The 24,972-nt window shown below is 59.2% G+C and carries 19 protein-coding genes and 1 pseudogene; 11 read left to right on the top strand and 9 right to left on the bottom strand.

Features of this window, described 5'->3' with window-relative positions; all coding sequences use genetic code 11:
* Nucleotides 1–101: 101 nt before the first annotated feature.
* Both AC1XDK_RS15635 and AC1XDK_RS15640 read left to right on the top strand, forming a co-directional pair.
* Nucleotides 102–482: a cupin domain-containing protein gene (locus tag AC1XDK_RS15635; protein WP_483350845.1), complete on the top strand. Its 381-nt coding sequence runs from the start codon at nucleotides 102–104 to the stop codon at nucleotides 480–482.
* Nucleotides 483–574: 92 nt separating this feature from the next.
* Nucleotides 575–1,735: a mandelate racemase/muconate lactonizing enzyme family protein gene (locus AC1XDK_RS15640; protein ID WP_483350846.1), complete on the top strand. Its 1,161-nt coding sequence runs from the start codon at nucleotides 575–577 to the stop codon at nucleotides 1,733–1,735.
* 30 nt (nucleotides 1,736–1,765) lie between these two features.
* Here the strand turns inward: AC1XDK_RS15640 and AC1XDK_RS15645 are convergent, their stop codons facing one another.
* Complete coding sequence (locus tag AC1XDK_RS15645) at nucleotides 1,766–2,932, bottom strand: enolase C-terminal domain-like protein (protein WP_483350847.1); 1,167 nt, start codon at nucleotides 2,930–2,932, stop codon at nucleotides 1,766–1,768.
* Between the two features lie 153 nt (nucleotides 2,933–3,085).
* Between AC1XDK_RS15645 and AC1XDK_RS15650 the strand changes: the two genes are divergently transcribed.
* Nucleotides 3,086–4,036: a malate dehydrogenase gene (locus AC1XDK_RS15650; RefSeq protein ID WP_483350848.1), complete on the top strand. Its 951-nt coding sequence runs from the start codon at nucleotides 3,086–3,088 to the stop codon at nucleotides 4,034–4,036.
* 64 nt (nucleotides 4,037–4,100) lie between these two features.
* Here AC1XDK_RS15650 and pdxA read toward each other — a convergent pair whose 3' ends face one another.
* Both pdxA and AC1XDK_RS15660 read right to left on the bottom strand, forming a co-directional pair.
* Nucleotides 4,101–5,123, bottom strand: a complete 1,023-nt coding sequence (gene pdxA / locus AC1XDK_RS15655; RefSeq protein ID WP_483350849.1) for a 4-hydroxythreonine-4-phosphate dehydrogenase PdxA — start codon at nucleotides 5,121–5,123, stop codon at nucleotides 4,101–4,103.
* A 43-nt stretch (nucleotides 5,124–5,166) separates the two neighbouring features.
* On the bottom strand, nucleotides 5,167–6,486 hold the full coding sequence (locus AC1XDK_RS15660) for a nickel pincer cofactor-dependent isomerase, group 22 (RefSeq protein ID WP_483350850.1): 1,320 nt from the start codon (nucleotides 6,484–6,486) through the stop codon (nucleotides 5,167–5,169).
* 130 nt (nucleotides 6,487–6,616) lie between these two features.
* Between AC1XDK_RS15660 and AC1XDK_RS15665 the strand changes: the two genes are divergently transcribed.
* Together AC1XDK_RS15665 and AC1XDK_RS15670 are read left to right on the top strand one after the other, a co-directional pair.
* Nucleotides 6,617–7,408, top strand: coding sequence for an SDR family oxidoreductase (locus tag AC1XDK_RS15665; protein ID WP_483350851.1), 792 nt, complete (start codon nucleotides 6,617–6,619; stop codon nucleotides 7,406–7,408).
* A 4-nt stretch (nucleotides 7,409–7,412) separates the two neighbouring features.
* A complete protein-coding gene (locus AC1XDK_RS15670; RefSeq protein WP_483350852.1) occupies nucleotides 7,413–8,234 on the top strand; it encodes a fumarylacetoacetate hydrolase family protein in 822 nt (273 codons plus the stop codon).
* A gap of 163 nt (nucleotides 8,235–8,397) precedes the next feature.
* On the opposite strand, the gene AC1XDK_RS15675 is transcribed toward AC1XDK_RS15670, so the two are convergent.
* Nucleotides 8,398–9,309 carry an NAD(P)-dependent oxidoreductase gene (locus AC1XDK_RS15675; protein ID WP_483350853.1) on the bottom strand — a complete coding sequence of 304 codons (912 nt, stop codon included), beginning with the start codon at nucleotides 9,307–9,309 and terminating at the stop codon, nucleotides 8,398–8,400.
* A 219-nt stretch (nucleotides 9,310–9,528) separates the two neighbouring features.
* Between AC1XDK_RS15675 and AC1XDK_RS15680 the strand changes: the two genes are divergently transcribed.
* Nucleotides 9,529–10,635, top strand: coding sequence for a mandelate racemase/muconate lactonizing enzyme family protein (locus tag AC1XDK_RS15680; RefSeq protein WP_483350854.1), 1,107 nt, complete (start codon nucleotides 9,529–9,531; stop codon nucleotides 10,633–10,635).
* Between the two features lie 1,304 nt (nucleotides 10,636–11,939).
* On the opposite strand, the gene AC1XDK_RS15685 is transcribed toward AC1XDK_RS15680, so the two are convergent.
* Entirely contained in the window at nucleotides 11,940–13,904 is a 1,965-nt protein-coding gene (locus AC1XDK_RS15685; protein ID WP_483350855.1) for an archaea-specific SMC-related protein, read from the bottom strand.
* A 76-nt stretch (nucleotides 13,905–13,980) separates the two neighbouring features.
* Here AC1XDK_RS15685 and AC1XDK_RS15690 point away from each other — a divergent pair, with 76 nt between their 5' ends.
* Entirely contained in the window at nucleotides 13,981–14,121 is a 141-nt protein-coding gene (locus AC1XDK_RS15690; RefSeq protein ID WP_483350857.1) for a hypothetical protein, read from the top strand.
* A 63-nt stretch (nucleotides 14,122–14,184) separates the two neighbouring features.
* Nucleotides 14,185–15,207: an NAD(P)-dependent alcohol dehydrogenase gene (locus AC1XDK_RS15695; protein WP_483350859.1), complete on the top strand. Its 1,023-nt coding sequence runs from the start codon at nucleotides 14,185–14,187 to the stop codon at nucleotides 15,205–15,207.
* Between the two features lie 206 nt (nucleotides 15,208–15,413).
* On the opposite strand, the gene AC1XDK_RS15700 is transcribed toward AC1XDK_RS15695, so the two are convergent.
* Nucleotides 15,414–15,830: a DUF7970 domain-containing protein gene (locus tag AC1XDK_RS15700; RefSeq protein WP_483350860.1), complete on the bottom strand. Its 417-nt coding sequence runs from the start codon at nucleotides 15,828–15,830 to the stop codon at nucleotides 15,414–15,416.
* Nucleotides 15,827–16,699, bottom strand: coding sequence for a ParA family protein (locus AC1XDK_RS15705; RefSeq protein ID WP_483350862.1), 873 nt, complete (start codon nucleotides 16,697–16,699; stop codon nucleotides 15,827–15,829). The genes AC1XDK_RS15700 and AC1XDK_RS15705 overlap by 4 nt, the downstream gene beginning before the upstream one ends.
* 827 nt (nucleotides 16,700–17,526) lie before the next feature.
* Between AC1XDK_RS15705 and AC1XDK_RS15710 the strand changes: the two are divergent.
* A pseudogene (locus tag AC1XDK_RS15710) lies at nucleotides 17,527–17,712 on the top strand (ATP-binding protein); the annotation flags it as partial.
* Between the two features lie 1,299 nt (nucleotides 17,713–19,011).
* On the opposite strand, the gene AC1XDK_RS15715 reads toward AC1XDK_RS15710, so the two are convergent.
* A complete protein-coding gene (locus AC1XDK_RS15715; RefSeq protein WP_483350863.1) occupies nucleotides 19,012–20,406 on the bottom strand; it encodes an orc1/cdc6 family replication initiation protein in 1,395 nt (464 codons plus the stop codon).
* Nucleotides 20,407–20,659: 253 nt separating this feature from the next.
* A complete protein-coding gene (locus AC1XDK_RS15720) occupies nucleotides 20,660–20,887 on the bottom strand; it encodes a hypothetical protein (protein ID WP_483350864.1) in 228 nt (75 codons plus the stop codon).
* Between the two features lie 1,315 nt (nucleotides 20,888–22,202).
* Here AC1XDK_RS15720 and AC1XDK_RS15725 point away from each other — a divergent pair.
* Both AC1XDK_RS15725 and AC1XDK_RS15730 read left to right on the top strand, forming a co-directional pair.
* Complete coding sequence (locus AC1XDK_RS15725; RefSeq protein WP_483350865.1) at nucleotides 22,203–24,584, top strand: xanthine dehydrogenase family protein molybdopterin-binding subunit; 2,382 nt, start codon at nucleotides 22,203–22,205, stop codon at nucleotides 24,582–24,584.
* Between the two features lie 56 nt (nucleotides 24,585–24,640).
* Nucleotides 24,641–24,961: a cupin domain-containing protein gene (locus AC1XDK_RS15730; protein WP_483350866.1), complete on the top strand. Its 321-nt coding sequence runs from the start codon at nucleotides 24,641–24,643 to the stop codon at nucleotides 24,959–24,961.
* The last annotated feature ends 11 nt before the right edge of the window (nucleotides 24,962–24,972 follow it).

The raw sequence follows: 24,972 nt of genomic DNA on the forward strand, positions 1-24,972 counted from the left end.
CAACAGCATAGCGTTTCGTGGATCGGACGGGCGTCGCGTCACGTCTATTTTTCCGCTACCTCGACCCCAAGTTATTCACCGTTTCCACGCCACACGGGAGTATGGCTGACGACTACAGTCTGACCCGAATCGACGACCTCGAACCCGAACCGTCGGCTAGCTCGGGAACCATGCACGTGAACCTCGTGGAAGAACTCGGTTGTACCGAGATGCGCCCGAAGGTGTGGTACCTCTCGGAGGGCGACGCGATGAGCTTCCACCGACAGAACGAACAAGAGGAGTTCTACCTCGTCCTCGAAGGGCCGGGACGCATTCGTATCGGCGACGAAACGCACACCGTCGAGGCCGGGACCGCCCTCCGTATCCCGCCGGAAACCCGCCGACAAATCAAGAACGACGGCGACGGCGGCGACGGCGACCACGTCTGGTTGGTCGTCGGTGCGCCGCCCGTACCCGACGACGGCCGTTCCGCCGAGGACTGATAGGCGATGCCGACCGGATCCGTGGCGTGACGGTGCGGCGAGGGAGTGCCGCCACGGCTAGCTATTTGGTACCGTGGAACGATGGTAGGACGATGGAGATAACGGACGTCAGGGTCGTCCCGCTTTCGGACCCCGTTCCGGAGGAGAAACGGCACCGGACCGACCTCGGAACGAAGGTAAAGAGCGACGCGGCGCTCGTGCTCGTCGAGACGGACGACCACACCGGAATCGGTGCCTCGCTCGGCAGTCCACCCGTGGTGAAGGCTGTCGTCGAGAACGAACTCGCACCACTTCTGGTCGGCGAGGACCCGCTCTACACCGGTCGGCTCTGGGAGAAGATGTACGCCGGGTCCCGATGGAAGCCGTCGCTCGAACGAGGATACTCGCAACCGCGCGAGGACCGACGCGGGGTCACCATGGAGGCGATTTCGGGGGTCGACATCGCGCTCTGGGACCTCAAGGGAAAACTGCTCGACCAGCCCGTCTACAAGTTGCTTGGTGCGGTCCGGGATTCGATCCGAGGCTACGCCAGCGGCGGGTGGGCACCGGGCGAGGCGGCCGAGGCCGAACTCCGCGGCTACGTCGAGCAGGGATTCGACGCCGCGAAGATGCGGGTGGTCGGCGGGGACGGCTTCGCCATCGAGAACACGGTGGCGCGAGTCGAAGCGGCGCACCGCGGCGTCGGCGACGCAGACCTCATGGTCGACGCACACGGTTCGCTCGACGTTTCGACCGCAATTCGACTCGCTCGGCATCTGGAAGCGTTCGACCTCTCGTGGTTCGAGGAACCGGTCTCTCCCGACGACCACGCCGGGTCGGCGCGGGTGCGCGACGCCACCGAGATACCCATCGCGACCGGCGAACGCGAGTTCACTCGCTTTGATTTCCGGTCTCTGTTCGACCACGACGCTCTCGACATCGCCCAACCCGACTTGGCGCGGTCCGGCGGCATCACCGAAACCGTCCGTATCGCCGCGATGGCCTCCGCTCGGGGACTCAGGGTCGCACCACACGCGTGGGGAAGCGGCGTCCTCTTCGCCGCGAGCATTCACGCCGCGATGGCGATACCCAACTGCCACCTGCTCGAAGTGAGTATGGCGCACATGCCGATGTTGTTCGAACTGTTCACCGAGGAGTTCGACGTCCGTAACGGGCGGGTCTACGCGCCAGACCGCCCCGGCCTCGGATTCACGCTCCGCGACGACGTTCGGGAGCGCTTCGAATACCAGCCCGGACCGGAGTACGTCTTCTGAACCGAAGTCGGACGCGTTCGTTCGTTCGCACTACTCGTACACGCGCCCGCCGAGGCGGTTCTCCTGGATAAACTCCCAGTCGTACTCGATGCCGAGGCCCGGACCGTCCGGCACGGGCACTGTCCCCTCCGAATCGATACTGTCGAGTTGGTCGGCGTAGTCGCCGAGGTAGACCGGCGGTTGCGTGTTCTCGCACTTCGGCCCGACGAGCGCCATCTCGTAGTAGTTGGCGTTCCGAGTGGCGGCGATGCAGTGGCGATGGGCGGGACCCGGCGCGTGAAACTCGACGTCGAGGCCGAAGCTCTCGGCGGCGTGCGCGATTTTCATCGCGCCCGTGATACCGGCATCGTACTCCGGGTCGGCGCGCACGAGGTCCGTCGCGCCGTTCGCCACGAAGTCCGTGTGTGACTCCAACCCCCGGACGTGTTCGGTCTGTAAAATCGGGGTGTCGAGTTTCTCGGAGAGTTTTCGGTGGGCGTGTTGACTGATACCCGCGTCGCTGAACGGGTCCTCGTACCAGAAGAATCCTTGTTCGTCACACGCCTTTCCCACCTTCAGGGCGTCACTCCACGTCTCCAGTTCGCAGGCGGGGTCTATCATGAGGTCCATCTCGTCGCCGACCCGTTCTCCGACTGCGTGAACGGTTTCGACCGTTTTCTCTACATCCAGCCAATCGCCGCCCCAATCGTGTATCTTGTAGGCCGGATAGCCCATCTCCAAACACTCCTCGGCGAAATCCGCGTACGCCTCCGGGGAGTCGAGTCCGCCGTTTTGGTCCCCCTGATAGGTCGAGGCGTACGTTGGAAGCCGTTCTCGGTAGGTACCGAGGAGTTCGTGAATCGGTGCGTCGTAGTACTTCCCGGCGAAATCCCAGAGTGCGATGTCTATCGGTCCGATTCCCATCCGGTCGTACTTGCGGAGCGCCCGCTTGACCTTGTTCCAGTGGTGTTCCCGGTGAAGCGGGTTCTTTCCGATGAGATAGTCGGCGAACATGTGAATCTGGGCGAACGCAGGCGAGTTGCCGCCGACGTATTCGCCCGTGATTCCCTCGTCAGTGTGGACCTTCAGGCCGAACAGTTTGCGTTCGATGGCTCCACCGGGCTCGTAGACGAGGCTGAATCCGCCCTCGCTGTAGCCGACGTCTTCGACGGGGTAGCTGAATTCGGTACTCTCGATTCGTGTGATGGACGGTGCCATAGTTCATGCCATGAAGACCAGGAACAAGAAGGCTAGTAACGCAGCAATCTCGGCAGTGACCGCCTCCGTTATTGGGACCACCGGAAGGCCGGACAGGACCCAAACCGGGTCGCTACCCGATAAATTTAGTAGTGTGTTCCGGTATCAACACGTATGAAGGTAGCCGTTATCGGCGGTGCCGGCACTATCGGTGCCACGACCGCATATACGCTCACGCTTCTCGCCCCCGACGCCGACGTGACGCTCGTGGACACACAGGACGACGCGGCCGAGGGCCACGCAATCGACATCCGGACGAGCCTCGGCCACGGTTCACATCCGGCCGGCGCGATGGGACCGACCGGAAGCGGAACCGTCACGGCCGCGGGTCCCGGTTCCGAGGCCGTCGCCGACGCCGACTGCATCGTCGTGGCCGCGAGCATCCCTCGCCCCGACGACAGTGCCAAACGCGGAGGGCGGCTCTCCTTCTTGGAGCGTAACGGGGAGTTAGTCGACGACATCGCCTCGTGGATGGGGCCGGTCGAACCGCGACCCGTCGTCACCGTGACGAATCCGCTCGACCCCATCAATCATCGGATGTGGCGAGCGCTCGGATGGGACCGACGCTACTGCATCGGCTACGCGCTCTCCGAGACCGCCCGTCTCGCCGACCAAGTGGCCCGTCACGCCGATGTCCGCCCGTCAGACGTCACCTGTTACACGATGGGACAACACGGCGAACACCTCGTCCCGCTCTTCTCCCAAACGACCGTGGACGGCGAGCCGATTACGCTCCCGCCGGACGAACGCGAGCGAATCTCGGAAGCCGTCAAGGACGTCCCATACGACATCATGTCCCTCCGTGGTTCCGAGGAGACGTCTCGATGGGTCACCGCCCGCGGCGTCGCCTCGCTCGTCGCGTCCATGCTCGACGGTGGTCCGGACGAACCGGTCTGTTGTTCGGTACCCCTCGACGGCGAGTACGGGTACCACGACCTGTCGCTCTCAGTTCCCGTCCGACTCTCGGAGGACGGTGTCGAGGAGATCGTCGAATGGGAACTCTCGTCGGTCGAACGCACCGCCCTCGACGAGGCCGCCGAGGCGGTCGGCGAACTCTGTCGATGAAGGAGTCTTGCTCGGGGTCGAGCGGTTCTACCCGGCCCTCGTGGAGGTTTCGTCGAATCCGAGTTCATTCCCCCTGAGTGCCACGTGCTCGCCGGTTTCGAACCGCCGTCGTGGCCACTTCGATGGCGTCCTCCATGCTCCGAGGGGAGGCGATACCCTCCCCGGCGATGTCGAAGGCGGTGCCGTGGTCGACGCTCGTCCGAACGATGGGAAGCCCGACGGTCATGTTGACCCCGCTGACCTCGCCGCCCTCGCTGAACCCGAGCATCTTGATCGGGATGTGGCCCTCGTCGTGGTACATCGAAACGACGCAGTCGTACGCCCCGCGAGCGGCCTGAACGTAAATCGTGTCGGGCGACTCGGGACCTTCGACGTCGATACCCTCCTCGCGTGCGTTGCTGACCGCGGGTTCGATTTCGGACCGTTCCTCGTCCCCGAGAAGTCCACCGTCGCTCGCGTGCGGGTTCAACCCCGCGACGGCGATACGCGGTTCCGAAAGACCGAGGTCGAGGAGTCCCTCCCGTGTGACCCGAATGGTGTCGAGGACGTTCTCCGTGGTCACGAGGTCACAGGCCTCCCGGAGCGGGACGTGAGTGCTGACATGTGTGACGCGGAGGTCCCCCTCGACGAGCATCATCGAGTAATCCTCGACGCCGGTTCGGCTCGCGAGCAGTCCCGTGTGACCGGCGTGTTCGCTACCCGCCATGCGCGTCGCCTGCTTGTTTATCGGGGCGGTGACGATGCCGTCCACGTCTCCGTCGACGGCGAGGTCTATCGCACGTTCGACGTACGCCAAACTCGCGGTCCCGTACCCCTCCCGAAGGTCTCCCCACTCGTGGTCCTCGACGAGGTTCAGGTCAAGGACGTCTAGCGTCCCGACTTCGAAGCGGGCCTCGGCCACGTCGGATACGGCCCGCACATCGACGTCGACGTCCGTGATTTCGACGGCGTTTTCGACGACATCGGCGTCACCGACCACCAGCAGGTCGGCGTTTTCGTGTCCCGCATCGTACCCTCCGACAATCACTTCCGCACCGACACCCGCTGGGTCGCCCATCGTCACTGCTAAGAGCGGTTTTCCATCCATTGCCGGACGATTGTAGTGCGTACGCTTTACCTTTTCCCGTCGGTCAGTCGTCGAATCCGAACGCGAAATCGCCATCGTCGTCGAACGCGAAGTCTCGGTAGTCCCCGACGTCGATGGCATCGCGCTCCGCGAGTTCCCGCGCGACGGGTTCCGAGACGTACAGTTCGTCGGGTTCGAGGGTGTTTCTGATGTACCCGACGCGGAGGTCGGCGGGGTCCCGAACGCCGGTCATCGAATAGGCGAGCAACATCGCCGTGCGGTCCGACGGGGAGATTATCGGCATGAAGGCGCGTGACGGTTCGCCGCTCGTCACCGTGTTCAGGTAGGTGTCGGTGAGGTTCACCGACGCGATGACGTCCTCGTGGACGAAGTCGGCCAATCCCATTCCGATACCGTTCCCGTGGGAGGCGGGCGTGATACCGCGGAGGTAAATCCGTCGAACGTCCGGTTTCTCGGGTTCTTCCTCGTCGAGGAAGTTGTATCGACCGATGACGTTGGTGTCCATGCCGGTCCCTGAAACGTCCTTGCCGATTTCGTCCACGATGAGGACGTCGAGTCGGTCGACGGGAAGCCCCGGAAAGAGTCGTTTGGAGCGTTCGAGGAGTTCGGGTTCGCGGTCGGGGATGTCCTCGACTGCGACACCTTCGATGTGTGCGGCGCGGTCCCGGGCGTTTTCCACGAGGGCGAGGCCTCCGACGACGGGAACGTGCTCGAATATGATGTCAGCGCGTTCCTGAATGACGGTGTCGAGGCCACGGTCGATGGCGGCGTTGTGCATCTCCTCCGCACCGCGTTGTTTTCCGAGGCCGACCACGGCCATCTTCGTCAACCCCGATTCGACCTCGTTCCGGAAGTCCGTGTGCAACTTCACGCGGTTCGCGACCAATACGGCGTCGGCGGCGAGTGCGACGGTCGAGACAGGAACGGGGCGGCCGACGGCGTCCTCGGCCACGGACTCGACGGCCATGGAATCGCGTATCTCACAGCCGAGTCGGTCCTCCGTGATTCCGTACTCTTCGAGGACGCCGCGTTGGCCCTCGGGGGTCGCCCCGCCGTGGCTTCCCATCGCTGGGAACACGAACGGTTCGAAGCCGCGGTCCTGCAGTTCGGCGACGGCCGCTTCGACGAGTTCCGGCATGTCGTGGATACCCCGACTCCCCGCCGTGATAGCCACCTCCGAACCCGCGGACAGTTCGTCGAAGGCGGGAATATCGTCGACTGCCTCGCGCGTGGCCGCCGTCACGTCGTCCACCTGCGGAGGTTCCCTGTGGCGTTCCGCGAAGGCGAACCGCGGAAACGCCTCGATGTCGATATCGTTGACGTCCTCCAGCGTCTCGGTGTCGGGTATCTCCAGTTCCGTCATGTCCATACGTCCACGCAGTATGCGCTTAGTTCTGTCCCCGTTCCGACCGGCTACCGTGCAAATAACCGGTCGTATTCGACCGTTTGGCAAACCATTATGTATGTGTGGTCATGCATTCTCTTCGTCTACCATGAATTATGAAATGAACGGAAACGTGGCCCTCGTTACCGCGTCGAGTAGCGGGCTTGGAAAGGCGTCAGCGAAGGCGCTCGCGAGGGAAGGTGCGAACGTCGTCATCAACGGACGAAGCGAGGACCGTCTCGCGGAGGCAAAAGCGGACGTCGAATCCGTCGCCGCCGGGAGCGTTCTCGCCGTCCAAGGCGACCTCACGAACCCCGACGAAATCGACAACCTCGTCGAACGGACGGTCGAGGAGTTCGGCGGAATCGACCACCTCGTGACAAACGCAGGCGGTCCGCCGAGTGGCGCTTTCATGGAGATGGACGACCACGACTGGTACGACGCGTTCGACCTGCTCGTGATGAGCGTCGTCCGTCTCGTCCGCGAAGCGGCCCCGTATCTCCGTGAAGACGGCGGCGGCACCATCGTCACCATCACCTCCCGGAGCGTCAAGGAAGCGATACCGTCGCTCGTCCTCTCGAACGCCGTCCGTATGGGCGTCATCGGCCTCGAAAAGACGCTCTCGAAAGAACTCGCACCGGAGGTGCGGTCGAACGCAGTTCTCCCCGCGCCGCACGAGACTGCCCGGCAACAGGAACTCATCCAGGCGGCCGTGGACAGGGGAGAATACGAGAGCTACGAGGAAGGACTCGAAACGAAGGGCGACATCAACCCGCTCGGGCGTATCGGCGACCCGATGGAACTCGGAGACCTCGTCGCGTATCTGTCGTCCGAGCAGTCGAGTTTCCTCAACGGGGTCGCCATCCCCGTCGACGGCGGACAGGGCGCGTCCAACCTCTAATTACATGACACGACTTGCACGAACCATCGACGGCAGGCCACTGCTCGGCGACGAGGACGGGTTCGTCCCGCTCTCGTCCGCCGACCCGTCACTGACGACCATCCGGGACGCGCTTCCGCTGGCGGCCTTGGGCGCACTCCCGTCGCCCGACGAGGCGGCGGCGAGTCGCGTTTCAGCGGAGGACCTCGCGTTCGCCGCGCCGCTCGAACGACCGGGGAAGCTCTGGGGAATCGGGCTGAATTACGCCGACCACGCGTCCGACCTGGACGAGGACAGTCCGACGGAACCCGCGAGTTTCATGAAACCGTCCACGGCGGCCACCGGTCCCGGCGGACCGATTCGACTCCCGTCGCGCGACATCACGGACCGCGTGACCGCCGAGGCCGAACTCGCGCTCGTCATCGGACGAACGTGTTCCGACGTCGACGAAGCCGACGTCGACGACGTCATCGCCGGCTACGTCCCGGTCATCGATATGACGGCTGAAGACATCTTGGAACGGAACCCGCGATTTTTGACGCGCGCGAAGAGTTTCGACTCCTTCCTCGTGTTCGGCCCTTCGATGGTGACCCCCGACGAGGTTGGCCCGCTCGGGGAACTGTCGGTCAGAACCGTGGTCAACGGTGCGGTCGCCGCCGAGAACGAGATTCGGAACATGATGACGTCGCCACGTGAACTCGTGTCGTTCCACTCGAACGTCATGACGCTCGAACCCGGAGACGTCATCTCGACCGGAACGCCGGGAGCGAAGCATATCGTTTTCGGTGATAGGGTGAGGGCCGAAGTCGAACGCGTCGGAACCGTCGAGGCGGACGTCGTCGGATGACCAACAATTGACCGACCGCTGCTCGAAACGTTTTGAACAGTGATTGTGGAAGCGACTCGCGTCTATTCTGGAATACTCCGCTCCGTCTGCTGGTCGGTCGCACTCGAAGGCGAGTACGGACGACCGCCGAAGCGCTCGGCCGTCCGAAATCGTCAGTCGCAAGTCACTCGTCGGTGTGTCCCCCTTTCCCGGCCATCATTTCGAGGACTTGCATTACGCCCGAGTTGTCGTCGCGACCCATATCGTTCTGGACCATCGTCTTGTACAGTTCGTGGGCCATCCCGGTCTGTGGCATGGGAGCGCCGAACGTCTCCCCGGCGTCAGTGGCAATTCTGAGGTCTTTGTACTGGTATTCAGCGAAGAACCCCGGTTCGAATGTCCCTTGAATCATGTTCGGAGCGCGGTTGTCGAGCGTCCAACAGCCTGCAGCGCCGCCACTGATGGCGTCCACGACGGCCTCGAGGTTAGCACCCGCCTGGTCCGCAAACACTAACGCCTCGCTCACACCCACCATCTGGGCTGCAACGACGATCTGGTTCGCCGCTTTCGTCGTCTGGCCGGCGCCACTCGGCCCGCAGTGATTGATAGTCTCGCCTTCGACCTCGAGGAGAGCCATATGCTCGTCCAGTACGCCCTCGTCGCCGCCGACCATGATCGAGAGACTGCCATCGATTGCGCCCTTCTCGCCGCCCGAAATAGGCGCATCGAGCATCGTCACGCCCATCTCCGCGAGATCCGTGGCGATGGATTCGGCGACCGTGGGAGCGATGGTGGAGTGGTCGATGACCGTCATGCCCTCACTCAGACCATCGATTATCGGGGAATCCTCGTCCTCGTTGCCCAGCACGACTTGTTCGACGTCGGGCGAGTCGGGCAGACACAAGAGCACGACATCGCTTGCTTCGGCGACGCCTGCTGGGGAACCACCGTCCGTTCCACCATATCGGACGAGTTCTTCAGTAGGCCCGTTCGAGCGGTTGTGGCCGATAACGGGGAAACCGGCGTCGAGCAGGTTCTTCGCCATCGGTAGTCCCATGATCCCAAGTCCAACGAATCCTATCGTCTTTTTCGACATACTGAGTAGCGTATGTACCGCGATACAAAATGCATTTGCCAAATGCAAGTGACATTTCCTGCAAACCCGTGAAGGATACTTCACAGACTCGAATTGACACCTAGTGCCGGGACCGAACGCGTGGATGGCGTTAGTACGGGCGTGTTAGATATCTATCGGCTGTGTTTTCATCGTCAGAAAGGTTTTACACTGGGGAGAGAAAGTATAACACACTCCCCCATGAAAATCGCCGAAGTCGAGAGCTTTGCCGTATCGATACCGTTGAAAGAACCCGTCGCCTTCGCGACTCGCGTGGTCGAAGAACGAGACCACGCTATCGTGTACGTCCGAACGGAGGACGGCACCGAAGGTGTCGGATACACGCTCGGATATGGCGGTGCTGACGTCGTCGCACAGGCCGTCGAGAGCGTCCTCGCACCGATGGTCGAAGGGGAAGACCCCCGCGATACATCGCGCCTCTGGCGCGAGATGTTCGACGGCACGGTCCAGATCGGCCGCAAGGGTGTGATGGTCAGGGCGATCTCCTGTATCGACACCGCGCTCTGGGACATCAAGGCGAAAGCGGCCGGAATGCCCCTGTACAAACTGCTCGGTGGACACGCGGACGAGGTTCCGGCGTACGCCAGCGGGGGCTACTACCGCGAGGGAAAGGGGCTCGACGGGCTCCGTGAGGAGATGGAAACGTACGTCGACCGGGGCCACGACGTCGTCAAGATGAAAGTGGGCCGAAAATCCATCGAGGAGGAAGTAGAGCGAGTCCGCGTCGCACGCGAAGCCATCGGCCCGAATCGGACGCTTCTCATGGATGCGAACGGGAAGTGGAAGAACAAACAGGAGGCCGTCCGTGCCTGCCGGAAGTTCGCGGAGTACGACCCGTACTTCATCGAGGAACCGGTGATGCCCGACAGCCTCGACCTCTACGGAGAAGTCAACGACGCACTCGACTACGCCGTCGCTGGCGGGGAACTCGAGTTCAGCCGGTACGGTTTCACCGACCTCCTCCGCGAGGGTGCCGTCGAAGTCGTCCAACCGGACGTCTCGGTGGTCGGTGGAGTGACCGAGTGGATGCGCGTCGCCAATATGGCCGCATGCCACGACATCCCGGTTGCCCCGCATTACAACTGGGACCTTCACATTCAACTGCTCGCCGCCATCGAGAACGGACTCTGGATAGAGTACTTCTATCGTGACTCGGACGTAAAGGCGTTCGATGACGTGTTGGAACACCCGATTGAACCCGAAAACGGCATGATTCAACTCCCCCAGCGTCCCGGCCACGGTGTCGAACTCGATAGGGACGCTCTAGAGCAGTATCGTCTCGACTGACTGCGACGACTGTTCACCTGCGACGCGTTCCCGTCCGGAGGCGAATTTCACCCGATTCACTCCTCACGAGCCGCCGTGATAGCCACCAATCCCGGATAGTCGGTGTCAACGTTTGCAGAGACAAACGATGGAACGGCCCTTCGTCCGGCGTCTCACGCCGATGACGGTACATCTGTCGTTCGTCGGGTCGGGATGCCACGTATCGGGGATAATGGTACGTCTCTCCAGCAATCCGTTCTGGATATTAGAACAGAATTCTGATTGGGGAACGCCGATAACCGACCGCTGAACCGCAGTATCGATTGCTGATGGGGGGACGATCGATTGCCTTGATTCGATGGATAATTCCTCTCAAAACAAGCCATATGTTCGAAGAACCATTCGTAAACGCGACAACCGCATACTATCGGCACATGGATAGACGGTCCACATCGGTAGGAACGACCTCATTTGATATTGACGACTGATTTCTGTTCATTCGGTGTTTTGACGACACTCAGGGGATATTTCATTCGATTCTCGAGTTGTCGAATCGCGCTCTCGATGACAAACATTCGATTCTGTAATAGAAAATAAAGTATTTCACGATTATCCGAACGTTCTCCCCTCAGATGTCGCTCCGGGAAAATTGTCGAGCCGTGACGTCCATTACAACAATAGTGCTGTAATCGTTCAGTCGGTCGCGGAAGTGGTCGCCAGTTGGCTAAATCACCCATCACCGACACTATCGAGCCGTCTCCGCTTCTGTCGCGTACCCTCGACCGTTCGATCGTCCGAAAACGTAGGTTTCGGATGCGAGCGGTGAAATCAATTCTACATACCACCTTTCGGATGGGTCTCCAATCCCCTTTCGATTCGCTTCTTTCCATATAGGTTCTGTAATGTAGAATCCGTTGTTGGCGTGTTTCGAGACCTCCGCTCGGCGTGCGCACGGACAAACTCGTCCTCCCCGCTGGTGAATCGACGATAGCTCCACAATGCGGGACGTATCGAGAACCACCCGATAGCGCGTTTCATGACATGATCCACTTCGCACTCCGAGTGAGACAATCAGCTTATCCTTCGTTCTGTCGCGTTCTGGTACCCGGAACGTTGGTAGTTTCTGCCATTTCTACATTTTTGTGCCCGCCATTACCGTCACTGCGGCACCAACGTTCTCGCGTTTAGTAAGCGATTGCTACCATCATCGTGCTGGACCGATTCCTGAAACGTTTCATCGAAACCGTTATGTCGGGTCGGCCGCAGACGGCGCATATCGAGAGTCCCCCCGCGAAGAGGCCCAAACGAGGGACCGACGGTACGGTTTAGATTTCGGTTACGCGTTCGTGCCTGTCGTCGACTGCGGCGGCGTCCTCGGGGAGCAGTGCGGCGACGAGGTAGCCCGCGGATTCGCTGAAGTAGTCGATGAGGGCCGCGATGCGGTCCGAATCGATGGCTTCGAGCGAGTCGAGGAGGATGAACGGAACGATGTCGTACACCTCGTGGACGAGGTAGCCAGCGAGGGCGAAGACGAGGCCGGTCACTTCCCGCTCGCTTTCACTGAGGTGGTCGATGGTGTCCTCGTAAGTCGTCCCCGAATCCGTGCTTCGAATCACGTGGAGGTCGAACACGCTCTTCGTCGATTTTCGGCGTCCCTCTCGAACCTCCCGTTTGGTTCGGTCGATCCAGATGCGTTCGAGGTTCTCGTAGTCGAGCAGGTCGAGAACGGTCGCCATGTGTTCGTTGAACTGTTCGACCGCTTGCGTTTCGATCTGTTCGATGCGAGTACGGAGGTCCGCCAGTTCGTCGCTGATCTCCTCCCGTCGGGATTCGATTTCCTCTCGGTCGCCGACCCGTGACTCGATGTCCGTGATTTCGTCTTCGACCGCTTCGAGGTCGGATTCGAGTCGGCCGAGTTCGAACTCTATCTGATTCGCTTCCCTGTGGAGGTCCAAGACGTCACTGTACTCCTCCTGTTCGAGTTCCTCGACCGCTTCCTCGAGGGTTTCGACGTCGTCCGTGAGGGCCGTCCGCGTCTCCCGAAGGTCGTCGAGACGGGCTTTTCGGTCCTCGATTTCGGATTCGAGTTGACGACGTCGCTGCTCTGCCTGTTCGCGCTGACGCCGTGTCGCTTCCAACTCACTCTTTTCCTCGCGGAGGTCAGAAATCTCGCCGTCGAGCGAGTTGCGCTCCGAGAGCTTTTCCTTGCGGAGGTCGCGAAGCCGTTCGATGGTACCCTCGATGGTTTGCTCTTCGACCTCCGTTCCGCACGTCCAGCAGACGACCGTTTTCGTGTCGTCCACGAGTTGGTCGGTGATGGAGTCGTCGGAGTGCGACTCGTGACCGTCGCCCGACTGCAGTGCAGCGAGTAGTTCGGGACTCGTCCCTTCGAGCATCTCCTCGTTGAACTGAATGACCGTCTGAAGTTCCGTCATGGTCGAGTCCAACCGTTGTTTCTCCTCCCGTCGCTTTCGAATCTGTTCCGTTATCGCCGACAGTTTCTCCTCGGAGACTTCGGTACCGTCGTCGTCGGCGTCTTCGAGGGAGTCCATTTCGTCTTCGACCGCTTCGATGCTCTCTTCTTCCGTAGTGATGTCGTAGCGAACGTCCTCGAGGCGCGAGCGAGTTTGACTCAGTTCGTCCAGTTTCTCGTCGAGTTCGGCCTTCTCGGACTTCGATTCACCGATATCTCCGTCTGCTTCTTCCAGTTCGGCCTCCTTCTCCGCAAGTTCGGTCCGTTTCTCCTCGATATCGTTCTGGAGTTGGGTTCGTTTCTCCTCGAGACCGGGCAGCTGCTGTTTGAGCGAGTCGAGCTCGGACAGTTCGTCGTCGAGCTGCTGCCGTTCGCGTTTCAACTGTTCGATTTCGGCCTGAATCGCGTCGGTGTCGACGGGCCGCATGATGAGGTCCCGGAGGTCATCCCCACGTGCGACGGCGCGGCGGGCCTCGTTCGATTCCAAAAGAAACGCGAACAGGTCGGCTAATTCCGGGTCTTCGAGATACGGGTCGCCCCCCATCGAGACCGTTCCGTTCTGTCGCTGTAACGTCCTCGTGTACGTTTCGTCACCGAACGTCAGTTCGGCCCGTCCCTCCTTCGCATCCCCTTTCAGCGACGACTGGTCGCTCCCGAGCGTCGCCATTATCGCTTGGAGCAAGGACGTTCGGTTCGTCGCATTGCGGCCGGTAAGGGCGGTCACACCCGGGGAAAAGCTGACTTCCGTTTCGTCGATACCGCCGATGTTATGGACGCTCAGATTCACCTGATTCAGCGCCTGATCCGATAGTTGCATATGAACCCGTTACGGCTCCTCCAATATAAGTGGTTCAGATTTCTTGTAAGAGTATTACAGTACTATCCCTGTAACGATGCTGAGAATCGTTGGGGCGGGAGTTCTGGGAAGTGTTATCATCCAGAGTTCGGGCGGGCATCACCTGCCATCCAGTCGGATTTCGTCCACCGAGTACGAGCGACCATACGCGCTCGACGCCGCGAAAATCGAGGAGTAGCGCAATTCAGTATACGCGCCGAGGCGTGACTAGTTTAGGCTGCTCGCCACCGTATAGGGGGCAATGACCGCCACTGCCAACAAACGGTCCGCTCGGGTCGAAACACGAATGAAAGCCGTCACGGCAACGAGATACGGCTCCCCCGACGTCCTCCGAGTCACGGAGGTACCAAAACCGACGCCAGCGGACGACGAGGTACTGATTCGAGTGTATGCGACGACGGTCGGGCCGTCCGACACCGCCTTCCGAAGCGGCGAGCCGTTCCCGATGCGGTTGTTCAGCGGTCTCAGGAAACCGAAATCCATTCCGGGAGACGTGTTGGCCGGGAAAATCGAGATAATCGGAACGGACGTCGCCCGATTCGCCGAGGGCAACCACGTGTTCGGAACGACCGCCCCCGATAGTGGAGCGCATGCCGAATACGTCTGCCTCCTCGAGGAGGGCGCGCTGGCAGCGAAACCACTGGGAATGACCGACGGCGAAGCCGCCGCCGTCAGCGATGGCGCACTCACGGCCACAGGATTCCTCACGGACACGGCAGATATCCAGCCCGGTCAGTCGATTCTCATCAACGGTGCGTCCGGGTCAATTGGGACCTTCGCCGTCCAACTCGCCAACCACTTTGGAGCAGAGGTCACCGGTGTCTGCAGTACCGCCAACGTGGACCTCGTGAAGTCGCTCGGTGCGGAGACGGTCATCGACTACACGCAGGAGGACTTTACCAACGCGGGACGACGGTACGATATCATATTCGATGCGGTGGGAAAGCGTTCCTATTCGGAGTGCAAGGGCTCGCTCGCGCCGAATGGGATGTATCTGACGACGGTGCCATCAGCGAGAATTCTCTTCCAGATGGGACGGACGAAGCTGTTCGGCGACAAGAGGGCCGTCTTCGCGGCCACCGGGTTGAAACCGCCGAGCGAAAAAGCCGCTCATCTCCGATTCCTCGGACGGCTCTTCGAAGCGGGCGAGATACGCACGGTTATCGACAGACGCTACCCGCTCGAAGATATCGCCGAGGCTCACAGATACGTCGATACGGGACACAAGACGGGAAACGTCATCGTCACGATGGAAGACCAATGAAACAACCGTCCGACTAACGGTGATACTCACGGCGAGCAACCAACCAATCTCGTACCTCTTATCATCGACCGACGTATCCGACCCGCTCGCTAGCGTCCGGATGAAAGTGGCGAGTAACGAGGATCCATATAGCGCCATATGATTTAACCATGGTTGGCAGTACATTCTTGCGAGAGGAGAGCGACAGGTGATTCGGACGCGTAGAATCAGGGACCGCGCCGACGATCAGCGATTATCTCCACGAGTCGTTCGGGGTCTTCCGCTGCAAGCGTGAGGACGGCGTCGTGAATTTCACGTTTCTCTTCGTCGCGGATACCCTGTCGTCGAAGCTCCGGGACGACCGAAATCCCGATTGCATCCTCGAATTCGTCCCACGTCTCGCCTCGGGCGTACAGCGGACGCTGTCGAACCTCCGAATATTCGAACGACGGACCGGAAACCTCCGCGGACTCGGTTTCGGACGCTTCCGACGGCTGTGACGTCTCGACGGGGGAGGTCTCCGCGGATTGTGTCGAATCGGTCGGGGATTCCGTGGACGCTTCAGGTGATGGGTCCGACGGTTCCTGCGTCGCGTCGTCCTCTTCGACGGCACCCAGATCGTCGAACGGATTCGCGTCAGTCATCGCTCGACCCCTCCATTTGCGACGATAGACGCTAACTCCTCGAAGTTCTCCAGTTGGCTGTTTTCGGGGTCGTAGTCTAGCAAGGGTTGGTGTTCCTTCAGCGATTTCGAAAGCGATGCGCTGTATCGGATACCGGGCTTTGGCGGTTGGAGTTCGCCGTCGTCGATGGCGTCGAATTGATCGGCCGTAATCCGAGCGAAGTTCGGGACTTTCCCTTCCGTCGCTTCAGCCGTGTTCAAGTTTTCGAGCAGTTCCCGGTCTTCGGTCCGTTGGTCGATTCGCTCGCGGAGTTTGTTCGGAACGAGCGCGAGGACGTCGATATCGATGTACTCCTGTGAGGGAGTGATGAGTCGCTCCATGGTGCGTTTGTACCCGCCGATGGAACTCGAACCGGGTTCGAGAGGAATCATGACATTTCCCGACGCGACCAGCGCATTGTTGTTGAGCATTCCAGGGTAGGCGGGGCAGTCGAACACGATGTAATCGTATCGCTCACCGAGGAGCGGGTCGACGATCTTCGTTTTGACCCGTGCAGAGCCTTGAAGGGCACCTGCGAGGTCCTTTTCGACGTCTTCGAGCGTGTCCGAGGATGGGAGGAGGTCGAAATCAAACTCGGTTTTCTGAATGAGGTCGGCAGCTGTCGCGTTGCCTTGGTCGAGGATGACGTCACCCAGATTCGTCTCCCCTCGGTAGACGTCACCGAATCCGAGGCCGTTCGTCGCGTGGCCGTTCGGGTCGAGATCGGCGAATAGCACTCGGCCACGCTCGGTAAGTTGGCGTGCGAGGTTCATCGAAATCGTTGATTTGCCGACGCCACCTTTCAAGATGACCACGCTCACTGCGCGTGGGGTGTCTACGTTTGCTACCATGGTGTAACCCGGCCGCCGGAATTCCCGTTTGCAATAGGTAGCAGAGGTATACAAGCCACCTATTGTCCGTTTTTTGCTTACTTCGGCGGTTGAGATAGCCGTCTCGCCACGAGGACATAAACTTGCCGCAAGTAGATAGTTGAGATACAATAGGTGAGATAAGTGGCATAGGTAGGATAGATACAATAGGTCCTAAAGATAGAGTAGCTAACATAGAAAAGGTACAATAGGTAGCTCTGCTGCCTATTGTACCTAGTTTAGTAGAGAGAGGTAACGAACCGCGGGTAGTTCCCTGGCTGATCGTCGTATGAAGATAGCGGCAGTAGGAAAGATAGGTAGCTTAGCCACATTACCTATTCTACCTGAACAACCTATTGTACCATAATGACGGGAGTGGTCGTGCTAGAGGTAGTTTAGCGAGCGACAAGCGGATCGGAGTAGCAGAGAGGGAAAGAATAGGTAGTTCAGATAAAATAGCAAAAGTAGCTGAGTCACCTATCGTGAATAGAGTCATGATATGAAAAGTCGGGTTGTGGAGTAACGACGGCTCGTCGAGAGGCCAAATAAGGTTCGGATAGAGAGAGCGATAGGTAGCTGAGGCAGGATAGCTCTGTGACCGATAGTTATCAGTTACAAGGCACTAGTCGGACATCATGCCGTAGTGTGAGGATAACACCGTGTATGAACCGGGGGAGAGGTTCGTAGGAGAACGTTCCCCAATAGCTCTCGGATCAATAAAATACGTTGTATAGAGAGGATAAAAGCCGAAGATCAGTCATATAGCATAATCGGTCGGATGTCGATCATAGGCGTCGGTCAAGGCAAGTTCGGGACCGCTTTCGGGATATCTTCGACGTCTTCATCGGCTCAGACTGGTCCGACAGGAGGTTCCCGTCACGGCGATAGAGAAGAAATCGAAGCGGTCGATATACCGAACCGACGACGAGTTCTTTCGCTTCTGGTTCCGGTTCGTGGAGCCGAATCGGTCGGGGATCGAGCAGGCACCCGACTTAGAGAACGAAGTCGAGGTTTGAAGACGACCTTCGAGATAGCCTCGATGATCGTTGGCAGTTGATCGACTGAGAGAAGTTAGCAGTCGTTTTCCAGTGAATCAGGAAACGAACCCCCTCCCCCCGTTGTCGAAGTGTAAACGGGAGAAGGGGGGAGGTGGGGGACTCGTAGAGGAAGTTGCAGAGAACAGGGATTCGCGACTGAAACGAGGGAGTTAGCGACGGATTTGCCAAGAGATACGTCGCTATTCCCGGAAATCAGCAGAATAGACATCGATATACAATAAACGGAAGTTTTAATAGAATACTCATTAAACAATATCCGCAAAGCAGATTTGAAGCAGCTAAGACGAATAGCTAAGGGAAGATAACAACATATCAGCAACACCAACCACTCCGATCCCACGTTACACTTCGATAATGGGGTGGGGGTGACACCGTGGTCAACATCCGATGGAACAAACGACCTCATACGTTCGTCCTCGACTTGTCGAGGACGAACGTGTGGTTCTCTTTTCGTCACCACTCGCGACCCTGATCGGCAGTTTTTGCCCGTATCCCTCCAACGAACCGGTTGTTACACTTCGATGACGGGGTGAATGACCGGGCGTGAACTTTCCAAACCGTAATGACTGTTAAAAGCACGCACACAACGTACTGTACTCCATAAACGAGGCAGAAGTTACACTTCGATAAGGGGGTAGATGATGGCAGGAAAGTCGACGACTGCTATCGGTTTCGATATCAGGTTACACTTCGATGACGGGGTTGTACAGTATCTTCTGGAAGCGTCACTCCTCGATGTCATAGTGTATCTCAAACGACAATCGGCATAGACGAATGACGACTTCGTTCTGAATGGGCTCACGATATTCGAATATCCTCGACACGTTTCGAGTACCTCGGAAGATGGTTCGAACATCCCAGACGGTTCGAACACCCCAGAAGACGATCCGAATACCTTTGACGAGTAGGCCTCGATACTCGTACTCCGAATTTCGAAAAATATCGATTTCTCGATTGAGAATCCTTCTAACTAAGTAATACACTTCGATGACGGGGTAAGCCACTGCAGGTTTGGCGAACGATGAGAACGAAAACACTGCCACAGGCGTTCCAGTCAGTTACACTTCGATAAAGGGGTTCCCTCGACCGTCGTTACACTTCGATGGAGGGGTTATTGTCTATCGTTAATCAGTCGTCTACTGTCTCGACGCTGGTCGTTTATGATGGACAAACGTCAGAAATTCGATCAGTCAGGAGGGGAAGCCAGCCGGTCGCCTTCGGATCCGGTATCGGGGTTTAGGAACTCTTGAACTTCTGCATCTTCGTTTGTGCGATGGATTTGAGATGGTCCGTCTCACCGCCGATCGCCGAAAGTCGAGAGTCCTCCGCGAGCAGGTCCAGAATCGGATTGGGGTCATCCGAGAAGGAAAACTCCATGTGCATTCCCTGTCCACGGCCTCGGCTTTTCCGCTCGGCGTCCACGATTCCGTACGTGTTGAGTTCCTTGACGTACTTGATGTAGGTCTCACGCGTCATCTGATCCGCGTCCAACAGCTCGGTGATCCATTTGTAGACTTGATATCCGACGGGACTCGGGACGGACGTCGTGGCATGTGCCGTATGTACCGCGACGGCCGCCGTCGCGTAGAGCGAGATTTTCTTCTGTGTGGATAGCCCTTCGATTTGGGTGAGCATGCGGTCCTTATCGACTTCGTCTTGGGAGTCTCGGACGTGCGATTCGGTGACGACGTCGTCGTTCTGTCTGTCGGCGAGGTCGCCGGCTTTCCGGAAGAGGTCGATTCCCTTACGGGCGTCGCCGTGACTTTGAGCGGCGAACGCCGCGACCAACGGGATGACGTCGTCGCTGAGGGCACCGGCCCGGAAAGCATCACGACGATGTTCGAGAATTTCACGCAGTTGGTTCGCATCGTAGTCGGAGAAGGGGATGTCTTCGGGGTTGAACGAACTCTCCGAGCGCCCGTCCACGTTCTCCATGAACTTGGGGTCGTTCGTCAGGGCCGCCACGGACACCGTCCCGTGAATGGTGTCCGTCTTTCCCGCCCGCGACAGTTGATAGAGGAGCTTCGAATACGCAGGTTCGTCCTCCCGGCCCACGAGGAGGTCGATTTCGTCGAGAATGAAGATGACCGAGTCGTAGTAGGTGTTGATGAGGTCGTAGAGGCGTTCGTACTTCTGTTCGGTGGAGACGCCCGTCGCCGGGACGCCGGTGGCGACACCCACGTCTTTCGCGACGGTTTCGACGAGTTTGTACACCGCGCGGTCGAGGGTGGTTATCGGCTGGCAGTTTAGACTGATGACGCCGAAGTTGATGTCCTGTGATTCACACAGTTCGACGATTTGCCCGCAGACGGCGTTGACGATCAGGGACTTTCCGGTTCCGGAGGGGCCGTAGAGAAGCATGTTCGGAGGTCGCTCGTCGCGAAGTGCGGGTTTGAGATACGCGACGACGGCTTGGAGCTGGTCGTCACGTCCGACGATGCGTTCTTCGTCGATGATGGTATCCGGTTCGACGAGGTTCCGGTTCACGAACACCGATTTGCCCGAGTCCTCTTCGAGGAGTTCCCGAATCGTTTTTTGATCGGAACCGTTGGCCGCCGGCGGACCGACTGCCGTTTCCTCGGACCGATCCGAGAGGGCGTCGTCGGGCGTCTCCGTGCTATCGCCTGGCATATTCGAAGTCACCAAGACCACGAACAAAAAACTACCTATGCCGAAGTCTAAATCCTCGAAGAATGTGGCTTTACCATCTCAAATAGCCGTATGGGGATTTGAAAAGAGAACCGCATCCGAAGTCTAAAAAACGAACGATAAACGCTTCCCATCGGTTTCATTCGGTACCGTATTCGGATGTCACCACCTGCTCCGGTACTGCCACCCGTTCCGGTACTGCCACCCGTTCCGGTACCGCCACGGTTGTCAGGGGCTACCCGGTGATGCGCAAATCGTCGCCGACCTCGTAGAGATAGCCACGGAGCAACAACGTTTCGAGAAGGTCGTCGATGAGAACGTTCTCGATGTCGTGCGCTCGAAGCACCTGATCCGCTTGTTCGTAGGTGAACGACTCTCCCGATCCGAACTCCGTCCGCAGGTGGGAGAGTGCTTCTGCTGTCATCGGTGGGAGTGGCGTGTAATCGGAATCCCGGTCGGACATCGTGGACACACTAGCTTGGTCGCTCGGTCAGTTAAGAGTTCGTCCGGAAACGACACCGTTCTACAATCCTGCTGGACCGGATAACGAGCGTAGCGCTTACGCGTTCCACGGATACCGAGGACTTCCAGCGGCATGCACGACCCCAACCGAAGCGGCAATTAAATATATGGTAACATGACCCATAGTAGGGGCCTAGCGATCGATATGACCGAGAGTCTGAACTGGATGCGTCCCGTAGATATCGAGATACTCACCAGCCTGCAGCGTATACAGCCCGAATATATTCCGATCGTTGCAAATCGGATGGGACTCCACCTGTCGTACGCCGATGCGACCTCCTTCGCGAGAACGGGCTTATCGCACCCGTAACCGGTGAAGCAGTCTACCAGTTGACCAGCGATGGCGAAACGGTCCTCACGAACGTTCAGGAGGGGTCGCTGGCGACAGTTCGCACGAACGACTCCGACGAGGACGAGGAGTCTATCTCCATATAGTGGGCGAGAGGGTTTGTCCGGACACGCCCTTGTAACTGGTAAAGCCGTTCCACTCGATGTCCTCACCCGGGACCGACGGTCGCTCTGTGATTCGACCGTTCAAACAAAGCTTGATAAGTACTGACGGGGTATACGACCGACTCGTCTCTTTTCGTGTCGTTCATCCTCGGTTCGCCATCCCTTCCACTTAATAGGTACAATAGGTAACTCAGCTACCTACTATGGAAGGGACTTATCGCCCTCACAGCGTCTTTAACCGGTTCGGAGCGCGGTTTATTGATTCTCTTTCGCCCTTCCCGCATATTGTCTCCTTTCTGATTGTCTTATTTTCGAACAGTAGCACAAAGCATTTACCGAACCCCGCGAAGCCACTGATTGTGGCGCGGTCGCCAATGACTCCCTGAATGGGTCTCACAACGTGGGTCTGGCGCCATCACTCCCGATCCACCTCCCCCTGCCCCGCCACGTCCTCCCCCTGCTTGCACGCGTGCCATAGCGTACCCCAAGCAGGGACTCTATTCATACTCCATTACCAGTATCCGATAGTTCGAAGCATGGCCGATAACCCAATCTCAGGTGATTCTCGCTGCAGTGGGTCCGCCCGTGCGTTCACTCTGTTCCGATACCCGAGGGTGATGTTTCTGCGATGCTGGGTGGAATGGATATGGTAATGAGCATACCGAGCGAAAATCGTCTTCCCTAAGTCACCGGAACAGTCGGCTTAATGTGTATGGATAAACCAACTATTCCACCATGCGAGTGAGACTCATGACCGGATGCGGACGAGGTGGTTCGCTTCACCATCCAACGAGAGGAGTTCTATGACGATCGAAACGGTCGATTTCACCGAGGTCAGGCCCGGTGAGATGACCGGCACCGCCGTTCAGCGCCGAGAGGATCGGCACCTTCTGACGGGCGATGCCCGGTATACTGACGATATCCAGTATCCGCGGATGGGATTCCTCGCGCTCCTCGGCAGCCAGTACGCGCACGCTCGAATCGAATCCATCGATGTGAGCGACGCTGAAGCACACAGTGATGTGCTCGCCGTCTATACCTACGCCGATCTTCTCGACGCCGGACTCGATGGCACGATGCCTGCCGCCGAATTGGACGCCGAAGATCTCCAAGAAGACGACGATAGCGAGGAGGGAATGTCCGTTGAGCGGCCGCTTCTCGCCGACGACCGCGTGCGGTATCAAGGACAACCTGTTGCCGCAGTCGTCGCCAAACGACGGTATGCCGCCTTCGATGCACTCGATGCGATCGACGTCGAATACGAACGCCTCGATGCTGCTCCACAGCTCGACGACGCCGTCTCATCGAATGCGCCGGCGATTCACGACAGTGTTCCGAGTAACGTCGCCTTCGAGTGGGACACTGGCGATAGTGAGAAGACCGAGGAGGCGTTTTCACAGGCAGCCCACACCGTTTCGCTCGACCCGTCGAACAACCGTGTAATCCCGACGGCAATCGAACCGCGAGCGGCGGTTGCGCAGTATCAACCGTCGGACGACAAACTGACGGTCGAACTCTCGAGTCAAAACCCGCACGCAGTTCAAGATAGGCTCGCCACTGTCCTCGGTTTGCCTCGACATCGTATCACCGTTCGCGTGCCGGACGTCGGCGGTGGCTTCGGCGCAAAACTCCAACCGTACGCCGGTCACCTTCTGACGGCGTGGTGCTCGATGCAACTCGACCGTCCGATCAAGTGGCAAGCCCGACGCACCGACGACTTCCAATCGATGGTTCACGCTCGTCGGCAGGAAACGCACGTCGAGGCGGCGCTCGACGAGTCGGGGTACATTCTAGCGCTCCGAGGAGAGATCGACGCGGATCTCGGTGGGTACCCCACGGTCGGAGGAGTGGGTATCCCGAAAGGGACCGCGGGGATGCTCTGTGGTGCCTACGACATCGACGTTGGGCACGTCTCCGTTCGAGGAGTGCTCACCAACACGGCACCGATTTCGGCCTACCGCGGTGCTGGCCGACCGGAGGCCGCTTACATTATCGAACGGCTAGCGAGCACCTGTGCCCGCGAACTCGGGATTGACCCGGTCGAGTTTCGCCGACGAAACTTCGTTCCGCCCGAATCGTTCCCGGTTGAGACGGCTCTCAAAATGAACTACGATAGCGGTGACTACGAGAAGACGCTCGACCGAGCCCTCGAAATCATCGACTACGATGCGTTCCTCGCCTGCCAGGAGCGCGCCCGTGACGACGGACGGTATCTGGGCATCGGCTTTTCCTCGTACGTCGAGATATGTGGGGGCTCCGCGGGGAGTATCGAGAGCGGGCAAATGAGAATCAACGCCGACGGGCAAGTCGTCGTTCACACCGGCACGCAGGATACGGGTCAAGGTCACGCGACGACCTATGCTCAAATCGTAAGTGACGAACTCGGCGTCGACTACGACGCTATCGAAATCGTCGAGGGAGACACGGACAAGGTCACTGAAGGCGGTGGCACCGCCGGTAGCCGAAGTTTGCCGATGGCGGGGAACGCCATTCGGAAGGCGTCTCGACGTATCGAAGAGAAGGCCCGCACGATCGCCGCCCACCGCCTCGAAGCCGCCGAGGCGGATATCGAGTTTTCGGAGGGAGAGTTTCACGTTCAGGGCGCACCTGATTACGGGGTTACGTTTCGGGATGTCGCCGCCGACGCTTACAACCCGCGAAACCTCCCGGACGATGCCGACCCCGGTCTCGAAGCATCGGTATACTTCGAACCGGACGGATCGACGGCACCGTTCGGTACCCATATCGCGGTCGTCGAAGTCGACCCGGAAAGCGGGGACGTATCGTTTCAGCGGTACGTTGCCGTCGATGATGTCGGTCCGCAGATCAATCCGAAACTCGTCGAAGGGCAGATCGCCGGTGGAATCGTTCAGGGAATCGGCCAGGCACTGTACGAGGACGGTCACTACGATGCGAACGGTAACCTCGCCACGTCTTCTTTACAGGACTACGCGATTCCCAAAGCGATGGACGTCCCAGATATCGAGTCGGATAGCACGGTGACGCCGTCTCCGAACAACGCCCTCGGCGTAAAAGGAGTGGGCGAAGCAGGAACCATCGGCTCGATGCCGGCGGTCGTCAACGCGGTTATCGACGCTCTCGAACCGTTCGAGGTCGACACCCTCGACATGCCGTTGACCAACGAGCGGGTCTGGTCGGCGGTCGAGACAGCAGCCGAGCGGTAAATCGGGACGTCGAAGTGGCCGGGTGATTTTACCGTTCGAGCGGTTATAGTCTACGTATGGCATACGAGAAAGTCAACTATCAGGACGTCGAGAGTGTCGCCGACGGGTTACATTTTCTCCGAGACCCCCTCGGATGCGAGCAGTTCGGCATTTCGGTACTCGAATGCGAGCCGGGTTGGACCGGCAAGGAGCACGCACACGTCGACCGAGAACACGAGGAAGTGTACCTGCTCGTCGATGGCTCTGCGACGGTATCCGTCAACGACGAGGAAGTGCAGATGGAGAGCGGTGACGCGATTCGACTTCCGCCCGAAGCCACTCGGCAGATACAGAACGGCGATTCCGAATCCCTGTTCGTCCTCGCTGGCGCGCCGTGAGTTCGCCCCGA

It is taken from the genome of Haladaptatus sp. HS23 (assembly GCF_056892285.1).